Source organism: Bradyrhizobium sp. LB11.1, assembly GCF_040549385.1.
Taxonomy (GTDB): domain Bacteria; phylum Pseudomonadota; class Alphaproteobacteria; order Rhizobiales; family Xanthobacteraceae; genus Bradyrhizobium.
In genome coordinates this window covers 383,644-403,229 of record NZ_JBEPTH010000004.1, presented here as the reverse complement: position 1 = coordinate 403,229, position 19,586 = coordinate 383,644, and the positions used below count along the sequence as shown (strand labels likewise).

Sequence of the window (19,586 nt, the reverse complement as noted above, 5' to 3'; positions counted from 1 at the left end):
CAAGGTCTCCGCCGTCATTGCGAGCGCAGCGAAACAATCCAGATTGTCCCCCCGCGGAGGGATTCTGGATTGCTTCGCTGCGCTCGCAATGACGGAAATTACGCGTAGCTGCGCATCGCGTCGGCGTGGCCGCTTGCCTCGACTTCGGTGCGTGGCCGCAACCGCGTCAGGGCCAGCATCATGCCGACGCCGTAGGAGAGCGACACGAGCGAGGAGCCACCGTAGGAGATGAAGGGCAGCGTCATGCCCTTGGCGGGGATGAGCTGGAGGTTGACCGACATGTTGATCGCGGCCTGCACGCCGAACAGGATCGCAAGGCCCGAGGCCGCAAAGCGTGAGAACATGTCCTCATTGGCGTAGGCGCGCGACAGTGTGCGGATCACGACAAAGGCGAACAGCGCCAGCATCGCCAGGCACAGGATGATGCCGAACTCTTCGGCGGCGACCGCGAACACGAAGTCGGTGTGGCTGTCCGGCAGGCTGCGCTTGGCGACGCCCTCGCCCGGCCCGAGGCCGAACCAGCCACCGTTATAGAAGGCCTCCATCGCAGTATCGACCTGGAAAGTATCGCCGGAGGCCGGGTTCATGAAGCGCTTGATACGGCCTGCGACGTGAGGAACAAAGAGGTAGGCGCTGAACAGGCCGGCTGCGCCGATGCCCGCCAGACCGAACACCCAGATCATGCGCATGCCCGCGATGAAGAACAGCGAGCCCCATACCATCAGGATCAGCATGGTCTGGCCGAAATCAGGCTCCATCACCAGCAATGAGACCAGCATGAGGAGCAGCACCAGCGCCATCGAGGTCGCCGGCATCTCCGGACGCTTGGTCGATTCCGCGAACAGCCAGGCCGCGATGACGACAAACGACGGCTTTGCAATTTCGGAGGCCTGGATGTTGACGCCAAGCAGCGTGATCCAGCGTCGCGATCCCTTCACCTCGGGGCCGATGGCAAGCGTCACAACGATCAGGATGATGCTGATCGTGAAGATGATCAGCGCGCTTCGCCGGATCGTGCGCGGCGACAGGAAGGAGACGCCGACCAGCACCATGAAGGACGGTGCCAGGAACATCACATGGCGGCTGAAGAAGTGGAAAGGATCGAGCCCGATACGGGTCGCGACCGGCGGGCTCGCCGCCAGCGACAGGATGACGCCGGTCAGCATCAGCACCAGGATCGCGCCGAGGAGCGGCTTGTCGACGGTCCACCACCACTCGGTAAAGGGGGTGCGTTCTTCACGGGAGAGCATGGGCGGCCGCTTTCGGACAGAGGTCGGTCCATTGGTCGCCGAGGTTGGTTACCGCAGGGTTAAGGAAACGCGGATGATTGGAATTGTAGGTCCCTATTCGTAATTGATCGTGACGTCCCCGGCGCGCTGATCGCGCTTGTAGATCTGGCCCGGCTCCGGAATGAAGCCGACCCTGACGGCCCGCTCGCTGCTCCAGACAACGACGACCTCGAGATGCCCACCGACGCTGACAAAGGTCGGCGTGCTCTCGGGCGAGAACGTCCGGCCGCGCGCCACGATGCTGGCTTGCGTGCTGTCGGGTACTGTCGCCCCGCACGTCTTCCAGACCACGACAACCAATTGACCACCACTTGGGGAGGCAAATGCACGCTGGCGAACGACGCGGCATGCGCCGAATTCATGCATGACGCTGTCAACGAGGAAGACGCAGATGAAACCAACCGGAATAGCAAGAGCAGCAACGACAATTCCGATCCAGCGGCGCCGCGACATTCTCACACCGCCGGCTTCACACCCGGCAGCGCCTGCACCAGTTCGCGGAACTTTGTGCCGCGGATTTCGAAGTTGCGGTACTGGTCGAATGAGGCGCAGGCCGGCGACAACAACACGACTGCGTCGGTGAGCCCTGAGGCTTCCGCATCGCGCGCGGCGTGCTCGACGGCGACATCGAGCGTCTGGCTGATCTCGTGCGCGACCGGGCCCAGCGTGCCGGAAAATTCGGGCGCGGCTTCGCCGATCAGATAGGCCTTGCGGATGCGCGGGAAGAAGGAGGTCAAGCCAGTGATGCCACCCGCCTTCGGCTTGTCGATGGTCCACCACCACTCGGTAAAGGGTGCGCGTTCTTCACGGGAGAGCATGGGCGGCCGCTTTCGGACAGAGGTCCGTTCATTGGTCGCCGAGGTTGATTACCGGGGGGTTAATGGAGCCGATAACTTTTCGAAGTTGTCGAGCGACGTCCGCTCCGCTTTCGCCACGAAGCAATTTCCTTTTCCAAGTCGGGGTCCGTGGACAATTCCTCGATTGCCTGCTTCGCCGCTGCGTTCCTGGATTTTCTTAAAGCTCTCAATAGCAGCACGCGGCTCGCACCGTGTGACCTCTCCTTGGCAAGAGCAATCAGCTCATCAATCGTGCTGTCGGTTGCAGTTGCCGCCAACGCGACGGCAAGGCCGTCCTTTGCGCCACGACGGCGAGCACCATTTTCATAACCGGAAGGAGCTTTTCGGTATTCCGCGACAAGAATTGGCCAAGCGTAGCGCGCATCAGGAACGGCAAGAATTCTGGCCAATGTCTCCAGCGTTGGATCTGAGTAGGGCAATACAAGATGTTTCAGAAGGACCGGAATGGCGGCGGGATACGGGACCGACCTCATAATGAGGTCGGAGAGGAAATTAACGCCGACGCCCGCCGCCAGAAGTTCGCTAACAATTGGCGCCTGCTCTTCCTTGAAACGCGCAGTCCGCTCAGCCAAGGCAAGGTCGCGCTCTCTCTTCCTGGCCATAAATTCGGGATCGGATTCCAATTTAGCGGCGAGTTCGGCAGCTGTTACAGGTTGGCGCCTCTTTGTCATCGATCATCCCATAACCAGCGAACCTCACACCACCGGTTTCACACCCGGCAGCGCCCGCACCAGTTCGCGGAACTTTGTGCCGCGGATTTCGAAGTTGCGATACTGGTCGAACGACGCGCAAGCGGGCGACAGCAGCACGACCGCGTCGGTGAGGCCCGACGCTTCCGCATCGCGCGCGGCGTGCTCGACGGCCACATCGAGCGTCTGGCTGATCTCGTGCGCGACCGGGCCCAGCGTGCCGGAAAATTCCTGCGCGGCTTCGCCGATCAGATAGGCCTTGCGGATGCGCGGGAAGAAGGAGGTCAAGCCAGTGATGCCGCCCGCCTTCGGCTTGCCGCCTGCGATCCAGAAGATGTCGGCAAAGGACGACAGCGCATGCGCGGTGGCATCCGCATTGGTGCCCTTGGAGTCGTTGACGAACAGCACATTGCCGCGGCGGCCGACCTGCTCCATGCGATGCGCCAGCCCCGGAAAACTGCGCAGGCCGTTCTGCAGCACATCCAGACTGATGCCCATCGCGAGCGCGGCAGCGGCTGCGCACGCCGCGTTCTGCGCATTGTGCAGGCCGCGCAGCGAACCGATGCCGCCGAGTTTTGCGACTTCGCCACGCGCACCGCCCGAGGTACGCACGATGGTGCCGTGCTCGACATGGATGCCGCTCGCGAGCGGGTTCTTGACGGAGATGCGCACCACGCTCTTGCCGGCGCGGTCGAGCCGATCGGCGATGTCGCGGCAATAGCCGTCATCGACGCCGACGATCGACGTGCCGCCGGCTTGCACGCCAGCAACCAGGCGCTCCTTCACCGCAGCGTAATGTTCGATGGTGCCGTGACGATCGATGTGATCCTCGCTGACATTGAGCAAGATGCCGACGGAAGGATCTAGCGAGGGTGTGAGGTCGATCTGGTAGGACGACATTTCGATGACGTGGACGCGGCCCATGCGCGGCGGCTCCAGCGACAGGATCGCGGTGCCGATGTTGCCGCCCATCTGGGTGTCGTAGCCGGCGACCTTCGTCAGATGCGCGATCAAAGCCGTCGTGGTCGATTTGCCGTTGGTGCCGGTGATCGCGACGAACGGCGCGTTCGGGGCGTGCCGCCGGCGCTCGCGGCAGAACAGCTCGATGTCGCCGATCACCTCGACGCCGGCTTCGCGCGCTTTCAGCACACTCCAGTGCGGCACGGGATGGGTCAGCGGCACGCCGGGTGCGAGCACGAGCGCCGCGAAATTCGACCACGAGACGTTGCGAAGGTCCGCCGTGATGAAACCCGCCTGCGCCGCCTTGGCGACGTTCTCGGCACTGTCGTCGGCGGCGATCACTTCGGCGGCGCCGGCCTTCAGCGCGTGGCAGGAGGCGAGCCCCGAGCCGCCGAGGCCGAACACCGCGACCGTCTTGCCGGCAAAGGATGTGACCGGGATCATCGTGGTACCGTCAGCGCAGCTTCAGCGTGGAGAGGCCGGCGAGCGCCAGCATCACCGAGATGATCCAGAAGCGGATCACGATCTGCGGCTCGGTCCAGCCGAGCTGCTCGAAATGGTGGTGGATCGGCGCCATCCGGAAGATGCGTTTGCCCGTGAGCTTGAACGACACCACCTGCACGATGACGGAGACCGCCTCCAGCACGAACAGGCCGCCGATCACCGCGAGCACGATCTCGTGCTTCACCGCGACCGCGATCGAGCCCAGCATGCCGCCGAGCGCGAGCGAGCCGGTGTCCCCCATGAAGATCGACGCCGGCGGCGCGTTGAACCAGAGGAAGCCAAGGCCGGCGCCCAATAGCGCGCCGCAGAGCACCGCGAGTTCGCCGGTGCCGGCGACATATTTGATCTGGAGATAGTCGGCGAACACCGCGTTGCCGGCGAGATAGGCGATCATCGCAAAGCTCGCCGTCGCGATCATCACGGGCACGATGGCGAGGCCATCGAGACCGTCGGTGAGGTTCACCGCATTGCCGGCGCCGACGATGACGAAGGCGCCGAAGACGATGAAGAACCAGCCGAAATGCAGCACCGTGTCCTTGAGGAAGGGAATCGTCAGCGCGGTCGACGCCGGATCGCGGTTCAACCGCACCAGCGCATAACAGGCGACCAGCGCGATGAGCCCCTCGATCAGCAGGCGCAGCTTGCCGCCGAAGCCGGTCGTGGTCTGCTTGGTCACCTTGAGGTAATCGTCATAGAAGCCGACGAAGCCGAAGCCGAGCGTCACCGCAAGCACGATCCAGACATAGGGATTGAGCGGATTGCACCACAGCACCGTGCCGACCGTGAGGCCGGACAGGATCATCAACCCGCCCATGGTGGGCGTGCCCTTCTTGGCCAGATGCGATTGCGGGCCGTCGGTGCGGATCGGCTGGCCCTTGCCCTGGCGGATGCGCAGATGGTCGATAATCCAGGGCCCGAACAGGAACACGAACAGCGCGCCGGTCACGACGGCGCCGCCGGTGCGGAAAGTGATGTAACGGAAGACGTTTAGAACGGTGTGTACCGCACCGAAGCCCGGAAATGTGTTGGAGAGTTCGATCAGCCAGTAAAACATTCAGACGGTCCTATGGCGCTTTTCGCACACGGCCTTCGTTTTGGCCTCAATGTGTCTCACGCGCATTCGCTGGTCTTCATCATGGGGTCAGGCGACCTCAAAGAAACCGGACGGCGGCGCGCCGCAAAGGTGGGATTCGGGAACAGCGCCTTCCAAGCAGTTTACGCCTTTGCCTGCAAGGCGGCCACTAGGGCCGGCACAAACTTGTTGACCCAGAACATCTTCTTGCTGCCCTTGACAACCACGACATCGCCTGCCTTCAGCAGGCCGGCGACCTCGCCCGGCTTCAGCGTGGCGGGATCGTCGTGCCAGCCGAGCGCCTTGCCGGCGGGAAGCGCGTCGTAGAGGTGCCGCATCAGGGGGCCGACGCAATAGATGCCGTCGATGCCGTCGAGATGCGTGGTCAGCGCGCTGTGGTAGCTTGGTGCGTCGTCACCCAGTTCCAGCATGTCGCCCAGCACCGCAATGCGGCGGCCGCCCGTCAAGTTGCGCGCCTGCAGACTTTGCAGCGCAGCAGCAATGCTTGCCGGATTGCCGTTGAAACTGTCGTCGATCACGGTGACACCGCCGACCGCCTGTTCCACGCCGCGGCCGGTCATGATACCGACGCGGTCGAGCTTGATCGCGAGCGTCGCGGCATCGAGATGCGCGGCATGAACAGAAGCGAGCGCGGCGAGTGCATTCTGCACGCGGTGCGGTGCGCCCGGCGTCAGGCTGAAGGCAATCTCCTTCTTGCCGATCGCGGCCACGACCTGCCAGCTCTCGCCATGCGGCGCGTGAGCAACCTCATGCACCTCGGCCTTCTCGCCAAAACGCACCACCTTGCCCTTCCAGTCGGAGGCCTTGATCCCGGCCGGCAGCACCAGCACGCCGCCCTCGGGCAGGCCGAGCGCGATTGACACCTTCTCGCGGCGGATGGCTTCGAGCGAGCCGAGCTTTTCCAGATGCACCGGCTGGACGTTGACGACGAGCGCGACCGTCGGCCGCGTCAATTCGCTGAGCCGCGCGATCTCGCCGGTTTGGTTCATGCCCATCTCGACGACCCAGAGGCTGGCATCAGGCCGCGCGTTGCACAGCGTCAGCGGCACGCCCCAGAAATTGTTGAAGCTCGCGGGGCTCGCATAGGCATTGGGATAGGCCGCGAGATACTCCTTGGTACTGGTCTTGCCGGCGCTGCCGGTGAGCCCGATCACCGGCCTGTTGAAGCGCGCGCGGGCGGCGTGCGCGAGGGCCCAGAGGCCGTCGATCAGCGTGTCCTTCACGACGATCTGCGGAATGCGGATGCCCGCGATCTCGTGCGGCACGATCATCGCGACCGCGCCCGACGCTTCCGCCTTGTCCGCGAACTCCCAGCCGTCGCGCGCGCTCGCGAAGGCCGAGATGAAGCCGCCGCTCGGCGTGCCGCTCAGCGCGACAAAGAGACTGCCGGGCTTCACCAGGCGGCTGTCCTGGGTAACGAGGTCGATCGGCGTGTCCGGGAATGATCCGGCAACGCCAAGCGCACGCGCCACCTCGGCAACCGTCCATATTGGCGCGCTCATGCGACCCTCGATGCTAATGCGGCGGCAACCGCCTCGTGATCACTGAACGGCAGGATTTCGCCGCCGACGATCTGCCCGGTCTCGTGGCCCTTGCCGGCGACGAGCAGTGCATCGCCATCCTCCAGCTCCTCGATCGCGGCGCGGATCGCGGCCGCGCGGTCGCCGATTTCGCGCGCGCCCTTGGCAGTGGCGAGGATCGCGGCGCGAATGGATTCCGGCCTCTCGCTGCGCGGATTGTCGTCGGTGATGATGACGCTGTCGGCGTTCTCGGCCGCGATTTCGCCCATGATCGGACGCTTGCCGGCGTCGCGATCGCCGCCCGCGCCGAACACGACGACCAGCCTGCGCTTGGCGTAGGGCCGCAGCGCCTGCAACGCCTTCGCCAGCGCATCGGGCTTGTGCGCGTAGTCGACGAAGATCGGCGCGCCGTTGCGTTCGCCGACGCGCTCGAGCCGGCCCTTGGCGCCTTCGAGATGTTCGAGGCTCGCAAACACGTTGGCGGCATCGCTGCCGGTGCCGATCGCGAGACCAGCCGAGACCAGCGCATTCTCGATCTGGAATTCGCCGACCAGCGGCAGCCGGACCGCATAACGCTTGCCGCGATGTTCGAGCGCAAGCTTTTGCGAGAAGCCTTCGACCACCGCCTCAGCGAGACGGATGCCCTCGCCCGCCCCGTCGCCGTGACGGCCCACCGCCATCACGCGCAGACCGCGCGTCTTCGCGGCACCGATCGCTTCCGCCGAGCAATCATGATCGGCCGAGATCACCGCCGCGCCGCCGGGCGGAACAAGCTCGCGGAACAGCCTGAGTTTTGCCGCGAGGTAGTGCGCGACGGTCGGATGGTAATCCATATGGTCGCGCGAAAGATTGGTGAAGCCTCCGGCGGAAACGCGCACGCCATCGAGGCGATATTGATCGAGGCCGTGCGAAGACGCTTCGAAGGCGAGATGCGTCACGCCCTCGCGCGCGATCTCGTCGAGCTGCCGGTGCAACGCGATCGGATCCGGTGTCGTCAGCGAACCGTAGACGGTGCGCTTCGGCGAGACGAGGCCGATGGTGCCGATGCTGGCCGAGGCGTGGCCGAGATGCTCCCAGATCTGACGCGTGAACGCGGCGACCGAAGTCTTGCCGCTGGTTCCGGTCACCGCTGCGATCGTCGCAGGCTGTGCCGGGAAGAATCTCGCCGCGGCAAGCGCCAGCGCGCGGCGCGGATTGGCAGTGGCGATGAATGGCACCTTGCAGCCATCAGGCGCGTGATCGCCGACCACGGCCACAGCGCCGGCCGCAATGGCAGCATCGACGAAGCGCGCGCCGTCAGTCTTGCTGCCTGCGAGTGCGAAGAAGAGATCGCCGGGCTTGACCACGCGGCTGTCGAGCGCAACACCGCTCACATCGAGTGCCGCGACAGCGGGCTCGATTGCGGCATCATTGGCCAAAACATTCTGACCCAGGAGGTCGCGCAGCTTCATGGTCTTCCAGTCGCCGTGCCGGAAAGCCGAATCCCAGGGAAATCCCCGACTCGGCAGCGGATACGGCCTACCCGTTTGATTACTGGGTTGTCCTGGATGCTGCAAGAATAAGGCGCTCCGCGGGCGGCAGGTCGTAGCGGGGCTCGATACCGAGAAGCGGTCCGATACGGCTAATGACGTTGCCTGCGGTGGGAACGGCGTTCCAGCCCGACGTGATGAAGCCGTAGGTTTCCTTCAGGGGCTGCGGCTCGTCGAGCATGATCAGGAGCTGGTATTTCGGCTTGTCGGCCGGCAGGATCGCAGTGAACGCTGTCAGCACCCGCTTCTTGGCGTAGCGGCCGTTGACCACCTTCTCGGCAGTACCGGTCTTGCCGCCGATATAATAACCCTTCACGTCCGCCTTGCGTGCCGTGCCGATTTCGGCGTTCAGCCGCATCAGGAACCGCATCTTTTCCGAGGTCTCGGGCTTGATCACGCGCTTGGCGATCGCCCGCGCCTCCTCTTCGGTGCGTTTGAGAAAGGTCGGCGGAATCAGAAGGCCGCCATTCGCGAGCGCGCTGACGCCCATCACCGCCTGCAACGGCGCGACCGCCATACCGTGACCAAACGCGATGGTGATGGTGTTCAGCTCGCTCCAGCGCCGCGGTAGGATCGGCGAGGCGCTCTCCGGCAATTCGGTGCGCAACCGATCGAGCTGCCCCATCTTGCGCAGGAATGCCTTGTGCGCTTCCACCCCCTGCGCCAACGCAATCCGCGCCGCGCCGACGTTGGAGGAGAAGGTGAAGACTTCTTTCATGTTCAGGAAGCGGCCCTTCGGCTCGTCGTCATGGATCGCGAACTTGCCGTAGTGCAGCGGCCCGCGCGCATCCCACAGCGAATCGAGGCCGTACTTGCCGGTGTCGAGCGCCATCGCCAGCGTGAACGCCTTGAAGGTCGAGCCCATCTCGTAGACGCCGGTGGTCAGGCGGTTGATGCGGTCCGGGTCGTGCACTTCCTTCGGATTGTTCGGATCGAAGTCGGGCAACGACACCATCGCAATGACTTCGCCGGTGTTCACGTTGGTGACGAGGCCGGAGGCCGCCTTGGCGTGGAATTTTTCCTTGGCCTTGAGCAGCTCATCGCGCAGCGCGTGCTCGACGCGCAGATCGACCGACAGCTCGACCGGCTTCTGCAGCCGATCGATGGCAAAGCCCGCGCGGTGGAGATCGGCGAGGCCCTGATTGTCGAGCCATTTCTCCATGCCGGCGATGCCCTGGTTGTCGATGTTGACCAGTCCGATGAGGTGGGCGACCTCATTGCCGGTGGGATAGACGCGCTTGTTCTCGCGCAGGAAGCCGATGCCGGGCAAGCCGAGTTTGTGGATGTCCATCTGCTGCTTCGCCGTGATCTCGCGCTTCAGCCAGACGAAGCCCTTGCGCGACGACAGGCGTTCGCGCACCTCGGCTTCGTCGAGGTCGGGCACGGTCGCGGTCAGGAGCTCGATCGCCTCGTCCTTGTCGATGATGCGGCGCGGCTCACCGAACAGGCTGCTGGCCTTGACGTCGGTCGCGAGGATCGCACCGTTACGGTCGACGATGTCGGGCCGCGCGGTCGCAACCACTTCCTGCGAGGCGGCGCGCCGCGCGCTATGAGCATCGGCGCCGATCGCGAACATCACGAGTCGGCCGCCGATCAGGGCGTAGACGGCGACAAATGCCAGTATCGCGAGGCCAACGCGCGCGCGCGCCTTCGCGGCGCGATCGACATTGCGCCCGTAGAGCAGGCTGCGGATCAGCCGCTGCCGCCAGGGTTCAGCTGGCCGCCCGGTGGGTTTGGCCGGAACAGCGCTCATTGCTTGTCCTCGGGCTGAGGCACGGAACCCGTCACGCTATCCGGATCGCTCGCGGCCTCGATGGTGTTGATCATGGACCCGATCGGATCAGGCTCGCCCGGCCTGAACATCCGCGGCGGACGATCGGGCAGGTTCTTCAGTGAATCGTATTGTGTGCCGTTGACGGGCTTGAGCGGCAGATGCCGCTCGGCGAGTCCCTGCAGGCGCAAGGGCGCATCGAGCTTGGCCCATTCGGAGCGCAGCACCGCGATCGCGTCGCGTTGCTCGCGGATCTCCGCGTGCAGGCGCAGAACCCTTTCGGTGCGGGCGGTCGAGTCCATCTTGATCCGGTAGACATAGGCGGCCGCGAAGATCAGCGCGCCGATGACGAGAAGGTGGATGATGCGCATGCGCTAGCCACCCCTCATGACATCGGAGAGCTTTGGCCAGGACGATTGCTCGTCGTCACGATGCGCGAGCGCCGAGGTGCGCTCGGCGGCGCGCAACTTTGCGGAACGGGCACGCGGATTGTGCGCAACCTCCGCCTCACCGGCGATCACGGGCCGCCGTGTCAGCAGCTGGAAGCTCGGCGCGCCTTGCGCCACCTCGGGCAGATGGCGCGACCCGCCACCGGTCTTGGAGCGCTCGGAGAGGAAATTCTTGACGATGCGGTCTTCCAGCGAATGGAACGAGACCACCACGAGGCGGCCGCCGGGCTTGAGCACGCGCTCGGCCGCCGCGAGCGCGGTCTGAAGCTCCTCGAGCTCTTCATTGACGAAGATGCGTAGGGCCTGGAACGTCCGCGTCGCCGGGTGAATATCGCCAGGCTTCGAGCGGACCACTCTGCCGACGAGATCGGCGAGCGCGCGCGTGGTGGTGAACGGCGTCTCCTGCCTGTCAGCGACGATGGCGCGGGCGACGCGGCGCGAGTGCCGCTCCTCGCCGAAGAGATAGATGATGTCGGCGAGATCGCTTTCCGAGGCGCGGGCGACGATTTCGGCCGCCGTCGGTCCTGCCTGCCCCATCCGCATGTCGAGCGGACCATCGAGGCGAAACGAGAAGCCCCGACCGGCCTGATCGAGCTGCATCGAGGACACCCCGACGTCCATCACGACGCCATCGACCGCATCGACGCCTTGCGTCGCACAGACCTCCGCGAGATTCGAGAAGCGGTCCTCGACCAGCGTCAGCCGGCCCGCGGCACGCGCGACCAGCTCGGCACCCCCAGCGATCGCCGTGCGGTCACGATCGATCGCGATCAGGCGGGTTCCCGGCACATCGAGGATGGCGCGGCTATAGCCGCCGGCACCGAAGGTCGCATCGACATAGATGCCGCCCTCGCGCGGCGCGAGGTGCTCGATCGCCTCGCGGCCAAGCACGGGAATGTGCGGCGCGTCGCTCATGCGTCGCGCCTGCCGAACGCACAGGTGAAATCGGGGGCGAGAAAGCCCATCACGCCTCGAATAATTCCGCGTCGCGGCGGTTCCACGACCCAACCCCTCTCCAGCAGGCTTGCCAGCATGCGTGCCGAGCCCGGTCGTCCCAGGTAGCAGACCCGGTGTTCCCAGTGGAATTTGTCGGGCAGCCATAGGATTTCGAGCCAAGAACGCTTTTGGCCGCCTCCGGACGCAGGTCGGCTCTTCACCTCTCAGTAACGGCCCTTAGCGTTAAGAAAGCGTTGATCGGCCCGTTACAAGTCGAATAGGTCGTCTTGTGGTGATGCGTCATCCACACACCTGAGCCAAAATACACCCGTTAACCGAACCACGCGATTGCGCGGATCGGAAGGTAAAGGAATAGTAAAGAGAAGGGCTTGGCCCACTCTCCTGTCCGACTTGAGTTGTTTATGTCGTCCGGTCCGTCCACGCCGTCTGGAACTGATTCGAAGCGTCAGCGCGTTCTCCCGGTTCCAAAGGCCGCGGCGAATATGCGGACATTCGAGACGGATTCGTCGATCGTCTCCGACATTATTCCCTCGCCCAATCATGGCGAGCGCAACAAGGGACGGCAGCCCGACATGATCGTGCTGCACTACACCGGCATGCCCGATGTCGAGGGCGCGTTGGCGCGGCTGTGCACGGCCGGCACCGAAGTGTCGGCCCACTATGTCGTGCTGGAAGACGGTCGCATCGTGCAATGCGTACCCGAAGCGCGGCGTGCCTGGCACGCCGGCATTTCGTCCTGGGCCGGCGAGGACGACATCAACTCCTGCTCGATCGGGATCGAGATCATCAATCGCGGTCACGATTGGGGCTATCCGGAATATCCGCTGCGCCAGATCGCCGCCGTGATCGCGCTGTGCCGCGGCATCATGCTCCGTCGCAAGGTCGCGCCGCACCGGGTGCTCGGCCATTCCGACGTCGCGCCCGCGCGCAAGAAGGATCCCGGCGAAAAATTCCCCTGGCACTCGCTGGCCAATTCCGGCGTCGGTCACTGGGTGACGCCCGCGCCGGTCGTGCGCGGCGAAACCCTGATGCTCGGCACCATCAGCGACGAGGTGCTGAGCCTTCAGCAGGCTCTCGCACGCTATGGCTATGGCGTGCCGCTGACCGGCAAATACGACGCATCGACGATGGAAGTCGTTACCGCCTTCCAGCGGCACTTCCGCCCGGCGCGGCTGGACGGTGTCGCCGATCACTCGACGCTGTCGACCTTGCAGGCCCTGCTGGCGAGCCTGCCGACGGACGGGACGACGACGCTCGCCGCGAAGTAAGACGCTTCCTTTGCGACAAGAAACCTTCCGCTGTTCGCTCGAATGTGATCACGCAATCGTCGCTGCGATTGCGTGCGTCGCGCTAATGTCCGGCGATCGGACGCGAGCGGAACGAACGATACGATGCAGATCGATCGCAAGCCACTGATTGAGCGACTCGCAGCCTTTCCGCGTCTGGGACTGGCCGATCTTCCCACACCGCTCGAACCCATGAAGCGGCTGACGTCTCATCTCGGCGGGCCGCGGCTATGGGTGAAACGCGACGACGCAACCGGGCTCGGTTTCGGCGGCAACAAGTTGCGCAAGCTCGACTACGTCCTGCACGATGCCGTCTCAAAGGACGCCGATACGATCGTCTCGGGCGGTGTCGTGCAATCGAACAGTCAGCGGCAGGTCGCGGCGGTCGCTGCAAAGCTCGGGCTCGTCTGTCATCTGGCCGTCTATCACGGCCGGCTGGCGCCGCCGACGCCGGAATACGAGACCTCGGGCAACGCCTTTCTCAATCGGCTGTTCGGCGCGCACCTGCATGACGTGCCCTGGACCGGTGACCGCAATTCGGCCATCCGCTCGCTCGTCGACGATCTCCAGGCGAAGGGGCGCAGGCCGTATTTCGTGCCCTACGGCGTCTCGAATGCGTTGGGCGCGCTCGCCTATGCCACCACGATCTGCGAAATTGAGCAGCAAGCGGCGCTGTCGGGCTTCAGGCCGGCCGCAATCGTGCATTGCACCGGAAGCGCCGGCACACAGGCTGGTCTCGTCGTCGGCGCGGCGGCGGCGATGCCGGGCACGAGAATCGTCGGGATCGATATCGATGCCGAGCCCGCGCGGGTGCGCTCCGATGTGGTGGCCCTTGCGCAGCAAGCGGCGGATCTGATTGGCGGTTCCTTCGACGAGTCCACGGTCGACGTGGTCGCCGGCCATGCCGGACCAGCCTACGGCGTGCCGCACCAGGCCACGATCGAAGCGATCCGGCTTGCAGGACAAACGGAGGCGCTTGTGCTTGACCCCGTCTACTCGGGCAAGGGGCTCGCCGGTCTGATTGCGATGATCCGCCAGGGGCGTTGGCGCAACGATGAGGATGTCATCTTCCTGCACACCGGCGGCGCTCCCGCCCTGTTCGCCTACCAGAGCGCGCTCGGGATCTAGTCGAGCTCCCGCACCCGCCGCGTATACAGCCGCCGCAACGGCGCGAGCTGCGTCGCCTCCGTCGCCACACGATAGGCCTCGCGCGCTTCGTCCCTGCGGCCGAGCCGCCGCAGCAAATCCGCGCGCACTGCGGGCAGCAGCTCGTAGCCGTCCAGCCCACCACGTGCGACGATCGCGTCGACGAGATCGAGCGCCCGCGCCGGGCCATCGACCATCGAGATCGCGGCGGCGTGGTTGATCTCGATCACGGGCGACGGATTGATGCGCAGCAGAACCTCGTAGAGCCCGGCGATCTGCGGCCAGTCGGTTTGTTCGTAACTCGGTGCGCGGGCATGCAGCGCGGCAATCGCGGCCTGCACCACATAGGGCTGCGGTCGGCCAGGCACCCGCAGCGCATCATCGACGAGACGCGAGCCCTCCTCGATCTGCACGCGATCCCAGAGCGAGCGGTCCTGCTCCTCCAGCAGCACGATGTCGCCGGCCGCGGTCTCGCGCCCGGCGCGGCGCGCATCGTGGAGCAGCATCAGCGCGAGCAGGCCCTTGATCGCGGCGCGATCGGGCATCAGCCGGTCGAGCAGACGGCCGAGCCTGATCGCTTCGACCACGAGGTCGGGCCGCATCAGGTCGGCGCCCGAGGTTGCGACATAACCTTCGGTGAAGACGAGGTAGATGACTGCGAGCACACCGTCGAGCCGCGGCGCCAGCGCGGCACGCTCGGGCACTTCATAGGGGATGCCGGCAAGCCTGATCTTCTGCTTGGCGCGAACGAGGCGCTGCGCCATCGCATCCTCGCCGATGAGAAAGGCGCGCGCGACCTGCGCGCTGGAGAGGCCACAGACCGTGCGCAGCGTCAGCGCGACTTGCACCTCAGCCGCGAACGCCGGATGGCAGCAGGTGAAGATCAGCCGCAGCATATCGTCGTCGAGCATCGCCGGCGGCTCGGCCGGCGTGTCTGCGTTGAGTTCGAGCTCGTGCAGGAGCGCCTGCTGCTTGCCGCGGAAGGCGGCCTGACGGCGGACACGGTCGATCGCCTTGTTGCGACCGACATTGACCAGCCAGGCGCGCGGATTGTCAGGGACTTCGCCCGCCGACCAGCGCTCGAGCGCCACCGCGAAAGCATCCTGGAGCGCGTCCTCGGCCAGATCGAAATCACCGACGAGGCGGATCAGGGTGGCCAGCGCCCGCCCCGCCTCGTCGCGGAAGATCTTGTCAATGTCGGTCGAGGCGATCACTTGTAGATCATGACTGGCCTGACCTCGATCGAGCCTTCCCGGGCTTCGGGAATCCGCGCAGCCAGCGAAATGGCGGTGTCGAGGTCCTTGGCCTCGACCAGATAGTAGCCGCCGAGCTGTTCGCGGGTCTCGGCGAACGGGCCGTCGGTCGTCAGGGTCTTGCCCTCGCGTACGCGCACGGTGGTCGCCGTCGTGGTCGGCTGAAGCCCGTCGCCGGCCTTGAAATGGCCGCTCTGAACGATGGACTGCGTGTACGTCCCGTACTCCGCCGACACCGCCTGACGCTCTGCGGGGCTCATGTTGACCAGCTTCGATTCGTTCCGGTAGATCAGCAGCAGATACTGCATCGCTTAACTCCTGTTGTTCGGCTGGATTGCCGACACCAGTCGAACGGGGCCGGCACCAAACGACATCATCGCGAGATTATTTTCGAGATCATTTGTAGATCATGACCGGCCGAACTTCGATCGATCCGTCCCGGGCGCCGGGAATCCGCGCAGCCAGTTCGATTGCCGCGTCGAGATCTCTGGCTTCGACGAGATAATAGCCGCCGAGCTGCTCGCGGGTCTCCGCGAAGGGCCCATCGGTCGCAAGCGTCTTGCCATCGCGGACGCGCACCGTGGTCGCAGTCTTGGTCGGCTGCAGTCCGTCGCCCGCCTTGAAATGGCCGCTCTGGACGATCGACTGGGTGTAGGCGGAATACTCGGCCAGCAGCTTCTGGTAATCCGCGGGCGCCATCTGGCCCTGTTGCGCTTCGTTCCGGTAGATCAGCAGCAGATACTGCATTGCTCAACTCCTGTTGCTGGCGGGATCGCCGGCATCCGGTCGAACGGGGTCCGCGCCCAACGACACGTTCAGGATAAATTATTTACGCTGCCGCGAGCGCGACGATCTCCGCTTGACGAAACCGTCACAATTGCTCAATGCCTAGGCCGTCAGTCGGCCGGACGGCCGCTCCAGCAAGTGCCGAAAGGCCGCCGGGGAGGAAAGTCCGGGCTCCCTTGACATACGGTGCCGGATAACGTCCGGCGGGGGCGACCCCAGGGAAAGTGCCACAGAGAACGAACCGCCCGCCTTCGCAGCGCAAGCAGCGTAGGTGGGTAAGGGTGAAAAGGTGCGGTAAGAGCGCACCGCGGGTCCGGCAACGGAGCCGGCATGGTAAACCCCACCGGGAGCAAAACCGAATAGGGACGGCGTAGCGGGCTGTTCGCGCAAGCGATAACGCCGCGGGGCGATGTCAGGCCCGCCGTCCGGGTAGGTTGCTCGAGGCCATGTGCAAACTTGGTCCCAGAGGAATGGCCGTCACGTATCGCTTGCGCAAGCAGGCGGTGCCCTACAGAACCCGGCTTACAGGCCGGCTGATATTCTAAAGCGCTTTCGAGCGAAGTGGAGTTCCGGTTCGCGTCAAGAAAGCGCGTCTTAACTTGGAAGCAACGAGGGGTTCGATGCCGACGCATCGGACCCCTCACCAATTTCACCGCGGTCATTCCGGGGCGTGCGTAGCACGAGCCCGGAATCCATCGAGCCGCAGAGTTGGTGGATGTCGGGCTCGCGACTTCGTCGCGCCCCGGAATGACGAGAGCGAGTTACCCCACGATCTCGTTCAGCACGCCCATCAGCGCCTCCGGCGCCGTGACGTTCGGCGCGTGACTGGCGTCGAGCTCGCAATAGCGCCAGCCCTCCTCGCTCTTCGTCCGCTTGGCGAACTGCCCGAACACATCGCCCGGTGGAATGCGCTTGCAATAGATGTAGCTGCGCGGCATCGCGGGTTCGCCGTGTTGAAGCTTCAGCTTCGTCTCAAAGCATTTGATCGGCATGTTGATGCGGCGCGCGTTGAGCCAATCGAGATCAGCTTGCGGCGTATCCGGCGGCGGGGGATTCGGCGGGATACGGTAGCCGTCACCGGCAGCAGCCGCCTTGCGCATCGGTTCGCGGCCCCCTTCGTTGAGATCAAACAGCGACTGGCCGTCACGCGGCACGAAGGCGTCGAGATAGATCAATTGCGTCACGCGCTCGCGCGCGCGGTCGGCAACGCCGGTTGCGACCATGCCGCCATAGCTGTGGCCGAGCAGCACGATGTCGCTGAGGTCCTCGAACGTGATGACGTTGAGGATGTCCTGGATATGCGTCTCGAGATCGACCGCGGGACTGGCGAGATGCGAACGCTCGCCGAGCCCGGTGTAGGTTGGCGCGACAAGGCGGTGGCCGGCCTGCGCCATCAGCGGATGCATCTTCCGCCAAGACCATCCGCCGGACCACGCGCCGTGACAGAGCAGGAAAGTTTTCGCGCGTGCGGCCATCGGCGTTTCCATCGTTCTTGTTTTGATACGATGGAGTGTAGCGGGCGGAAGCGCGATGTAAACGCCGCCGGGCCTCAGGCCGCGCGCGGCGCCTTCACCAGCACTGGCGCAAGCTGGCCGGCCTCACGCCGTAGCTTGCTCGCCTCAAAGCCATGCATCCCGATCTTCCATTGCAGCCCGACGATGGCGCCCTTGGTCGGTTGCAGCAACGCGAGCGAAGCAAACAACGTCACCGGCAGCCACACCGCAAGTTGCAGCCAGACCGGCGGGGCATAAGCGGTCTCGATGGCGAGGATCGCCGGCACCACGAGATGGCCGACGACGACCATGACGAGATAGGCCGGGAAGTCGTCGGCGCGCTGGTGAGACAGATCCTCGCCGCAATGGTCGCAGCTGACTGCCACCTTCAGGAAGCGCCCGAACATGTGCCCTTCGCCGCAGTTCGGGCACTTGCCCCGGAAGCCGCGCCACATCGCCTTTGCCAGAGAGATCGAACCGGTCGCCATGACGACACCTCTTCCATTTCGTTGATCCATACAATAATATCCTAAATCCATACATTCAAAGGATATGGCCTAAATTGCATGGATTGGTCCCCTACAATCTCGGAGCTGAGCGGACCGCGCTATCAGCGCATCGTCGAGGCCATGGAGGCCGACATCGCTGCTGGCCGGCTGGTGCGGGGACAGCAATTGCCGACGCAGCGCGCATTGGCTAAGGCGCTCGGCGTCGACCTGACCACCGTGACGCGCGCCTACACCGAGGCGCGGCGCCGCGGCATCATGGAGGCCCGCGTCGGACAGGGATCATTCGTGTCGGAGACCAGCGCACGCCGCACGGTCGACCTGCCGCATCCGGTCGCGATCGACCTCTCGATGAACGTGCCGCCGCATCCGCTCGAGGCGCAACTCGACGAGCGCATCATGGCCGGAATGGAAGCCATTCGCGCCCAATCGGGCCTGACCGCATTCCTGAACTACCAGCCACCCGGCGGCAGCGCGCATGAGCGCGAGGTCGGCGCGCGCTGGATGCGTACGCGTGTTCCGCATGCACATGCCGACAAGCTCGTGATCTTTCCCGGCGCGCAGACGATCCTGTTCAACCTGCTCGCCCATCTCGCCCGGCCGGGCGATGTCGTGCTGACGGAAGCCATCACTTTCCCCGGCATCAAGGCCGCAGCAGCACAACTCGGCGTCAAGCTCGTCGGCGTCGCCATGGACGACGCCGGCATCCTGCCCGATGCGCTGGCGAAGGCCTGCCGCACGCACAGGCCGAAAGCCGTCTATCTCATTCCGACGCTGCACAATCCAACCACCGCAACGCTCTCCCCCGAGCGGCGCAGTGCGATCGCCAAGATCATCGGCGATGCCGACACGATCCTGATCGAGGACGACGCTTACGGATTGCTCGACCGAACGGCATCGCCGATCGCCAACCTCATCCCGGAGCGGACGTATCTGGCGACCACACTGTCAAAATGCATCGCGCCGGCACTGCGGGTGGCCTATTTGCTGACGCCCGACAGCGTGACCCAACAGGAGATGCGGAGCGCATTGCAGGCCACCGTGCAGATGCCGGCGCCGCTGATGGTCGCGCTGGTGACGCACTGGCTCGAGACCGGTGTCGCCGACCGCATCATCACCGCGATCCGCAACGAGGCCGTCGGCCGCCAGCAGCTGGCGCAGCGCGCATTGAAGGAGTTTCAGTTTCAGGCGAAGCCCGCCGCACATCATTTGTGGCTGCGACTGCCGGAGGGGCGACCGGACGTCGCCGCGCATCTGCTGCGAAATGGACTCGCGATCGTTGCCGGCGACGCCTTCACCGTCGGCGGAACCTCGCCGCATGCGGCGCGCGTTTCACTCGGCGCGGCGCGCAACAGATCGGAATTGACCGAGGCGTTGCGCATCCTCGTCGGCGCGCTGCACAAGCCCGCCGATACCAGGCAGATCGTGTAGCAAACTTTCTCCGAAATTGACCTCCGGCGCCGCATCTGTGCTATGCGCCATGAGGCGGTCACGGCTT

General features: G+C 64.9%; 18 protein-coding genes, 1 other RNA gene and 1 pseudogene. 4 read left to right on the top strand and 16 right to left on the bottom strand.

All coding sequences use genetic code 11. The features are described from left to right. Window positions 1–98: 98 nt before the first annotated feature. From ftsW to rsmH, 11 genes and pseudogenes are all read right to left on the bottom strand, one after another. Window positions 99–1,250: a putative lipid II flippase FtsW gene (gene ftsW, locus ABIA96_RS13265; RefSeq protein ID WP_354137491.1), complete on the bottom strand. Its 1,152-nt coding sequence runs from the start codon at window positions 1,248–1,250 to the stop codon at window positions 99–101. Window positions 1,251–1,343: 93 nt separating this feature from the next. Further along, the gene (locus ABIA96_RS13260; RefSeq protein ID WP_354137490.1) at window positions 1,344–1,742 is read right to left on the bottom strand and encodes a hypothetical protein; all 399 of its coding nucleotides are present in this window, start codon (window positions 1,740–1,742) and stop codon (window positions 1,344–1,346) included. Window positions 1,743–1,744: 2 nt separating this feature from the next. Next, window positions 1,745–2,056: pseudogene (gene murD, locus ABIA96_RS13255) on the bottom strand (UDP-N-acetylmuramoyl-L-alanine--D-glutamate ligase); the annotation flags it as partial. Window positions 2,057–2,166: 110 nt separating this feature from the next. Continuing rightward, a complete protein-coding gene (locus tag ABIA96_RS13250) occupies window positions 2,167–2,817 on the bottom strand; it encodes a hypothetical protein (protein WP_354137489.1) in 651 nt (216 codons plus the stop codon). 24 nt (window positions 2,818–2,841) lie between these two features. Further along, the gene (murD, locus tag ABIA96_RS13245; RefSeq protein ID WP_354137488.1) at window positions 2,842–4,239 is read right to left on the bottom strand and encodes a UDP-N-acetylmuramoyl-L-alanine--D-glutamate ligase; all 1,398 of its coding nucleotides are present in this window, start codon (window positions 4,237–4,239) and stop codon (window positions 2,842–2,844) included. Window positions 4,240–4,249: 10 nt separating this feature from the next. Continuing rightward, a complete protein-coding gene (mraY, locus tag ABIA96_RS13240) occupies window positions 4,250–5,353 on the bottom strand; it encodes a phospho-N-acetylmuramoyl-pentapeptide-transferase (protein WP_354137487.1) in 1,104 nt (367 codons plus the stop codon). Between the two features lie 161 nt (window positions 5,354–5,514). After that, window positions 5,515–6,894 (bottom strand): UDP-N-acetylmuramoyl-tripeptide--D-alanyl-D-alanine ligase, encoded by a 1,380-nt coding sequence (locus tag ABIA96_RS13235; protein ID WP_354137486.1) that lies wholly within the window; start codon window positions 6,892–6,894, stop codon window positions 5,515–5,517. Then, entirely contained in the window at window positions 6,891–8,363 is a 1,473-nt protein-coding gene (locus tag ABIA96_RS13230) for a UDP-N-acetylmuramoyl-L-alanyl-D-glutamate--2,6-diaminopimelate ligase (RefSeq protein WP_354137485.1), read from the bottom strand. Before ABIA96_RS13230 ends, ABIA96_RS13235 begins: the two co-directional genes overlap by 4 nt. Window positions 8,364–8,442: 79 nt before the next feature. Beyond that, on the bottom strand, window positions 8,443–10,194 hold the full coding sequence (locus tag ABIA96_RS13225; protein ID WP_354137484.1) for a peptidoglycan D,D-transpeptidase FtsI family protein: 1,752 nt from the start codon (window positions 10,192–10,194) through the stop codon (window positions 8,443–8,445). Next, window positions 10,191–10,583, bottom strand: coding sequence for a cell division protein FtsL (ftsL, locus tag ABIA96_RS13220; protein ID WP_354137483.1), 393 nt, complete (start codon window positions 10,581–10,583; stop codon window positions 10,191–10,193). The genes ABIA96_RS13225 and ftsL overlap by 4 nt, the downstream gene beginning before the upstream one ends. Window positions 10,584–10,586: 3 nt before the next feature. Next, window positions 10,587–11,576, bottom strand: coding sequence for a 16S rRNA (cytosine(1402)-N(4))-methyltransferase RsmH (gene rsmH / locus ABIA96_RS13215; RefSeq protein ID WP_354137482.1), 990 nt, complete (start codon window positions 11,574–11,576; stop codon window positions 10,587–10,589). A gap of 524 nt (window positions 11,577–12,100) precedes the next feature. Here rsmH and ABIA96_RS13210 point away from each other — a divergent pair. Together ABIA96_RS13210 and ABIA96_RS13205 are read left to right on the top strand one after the other, a co-directional pair. Further along, window positions 12,101–12,886: an N-acetylmuramoyl-L-alanine amidase gene (locus ABIA96_RS13210; protein ID WP_354137481.1), complete on the top strand. Its 786-nt coding sequence runs from the start codon at window positions 12,101–12,103 to the stop codon at window positions 12,884–12,886. A 123-nt stretch (window positions 12,887–13,009) separates the two neighbouring features. After that, window positions 13,010–14,032 carry a D-cysteine desulfhydrase family protein gene (locus ABIA96_RS13205; RefSeq protein WP_354137480.1) on the top strand — a complete coding sequence of 341 codons (1,023 nt, stop codon included), beginning with the start codon at window positions 13,010–13,012 and terminating at the stop codon, window positions 14,030–14,032. On the opposite strand, the gene ABIA96_RS13200 is transcribed toward ABIA96_RS13205, so the two are convergent. The 3 genes from ABIA96_RS13200 to ABIA96_RS13190 form a co-directional block, all read right to left on the bottom strand. After that, window positions 14,029–15,261, bottom strand: coding sequence for an RNA polymerase sigma factor (locus tag ABIA96_RS13200; protein ID WP_354137680.1), 1,233 nt, complete (start codon window positions 15,259–15,261; stop codon window positions 14,029–14,031). The two genes, ABIA96_RS13205 and ABIA96_RS13200, sit on opposite strands and share 4 nt — an antisense overlap. After that, window positions 15,261–15,611 carry a YciI family protein gene (locus tag ABIA96_RS13195; protein WP_354137479.1) on the bottom strand — a complete coding sequence of 117 codons (351 nt, stop codon included), beginning with the start codon at window positions 15,609–15,611 and terminating at the stop codon, window positions 15,261–15,263. The genes ABIA96_RS13200 and ABIA96_RS13195 overlap by 1 nt, the downstream gene beginning before the upstream one ends. Before the next feature lie 88 nt (window positions 15,612–15,699). Continuing rightward, the gene (locus ABIA96_RS13190) at window positions 15,700–16,050 is read right to left on the bottom strand and encodes a YciI family protein (RefSeq protein WP_354137478.1); all 351 of its coding nucleotides are present in this window, start codon (window positions 16,048–16,050) and stop codon (window positions 15,700–15,702) included. A 149-nt stretch (window positions 16,051–16,199) separates the two neighbouring features. Between ABIA96_RS13190 and rnpB the strand changes: the two genes are divergently transcribed. Then, an RNA gene (rnpB, locus tag ABIA96_RS13185) (RNase P RNA component class A) lies at window positions 16,200–16,630 on the top strand. 220 nt (window positions 16,631–16,850) lie between these two features. Here rnpB and ABIA96_RS13180 read toward each other — a convergent pair. Continuing rightward, complete coding sequence (locus tag ABIA96_RS13180; RefSeq protein WP_354137477.1) at window positions 16,851–17,564, bottom strand: alpha/beta fold hydrolase; 714 nt, start codon at window positions 17,562–17,564, stop codon at window positions 16,851–16,853. Between the two features lie 74 nt (window positions 17,565–17,638). Then, on the bottom strand, window positions 17,639–18,070 hold the full coding sequence (locus tag ABIA96_RS13175) for a DUF983 domain-containing protein (protein WP_354137476.1): 432 nt from the start codon (window positions 18,068–18,070) through the stop codon (window positions 17,639–17,641). Between the two features lie 78 nt (window positions 18,071–18,148). Between ABIA96_RS13175 and ABIA96_RS13170 the strand changes: the two genes are divergently transcribed. Continuing rightward, window positions 18,149–19,519 (top strand): aminotransferase-like domain-containing protein, encoded by a 1,371-nt coding sequence (locus tag ABIA96_RS13170; protein ID WP_354137475.1) that lies wholly within the window; start codon window positions 18,149–18,151, stop codon window positions 19,517–19,519. Window positions 19,520–19,586 lie beyond the last annotated feature (67 nt).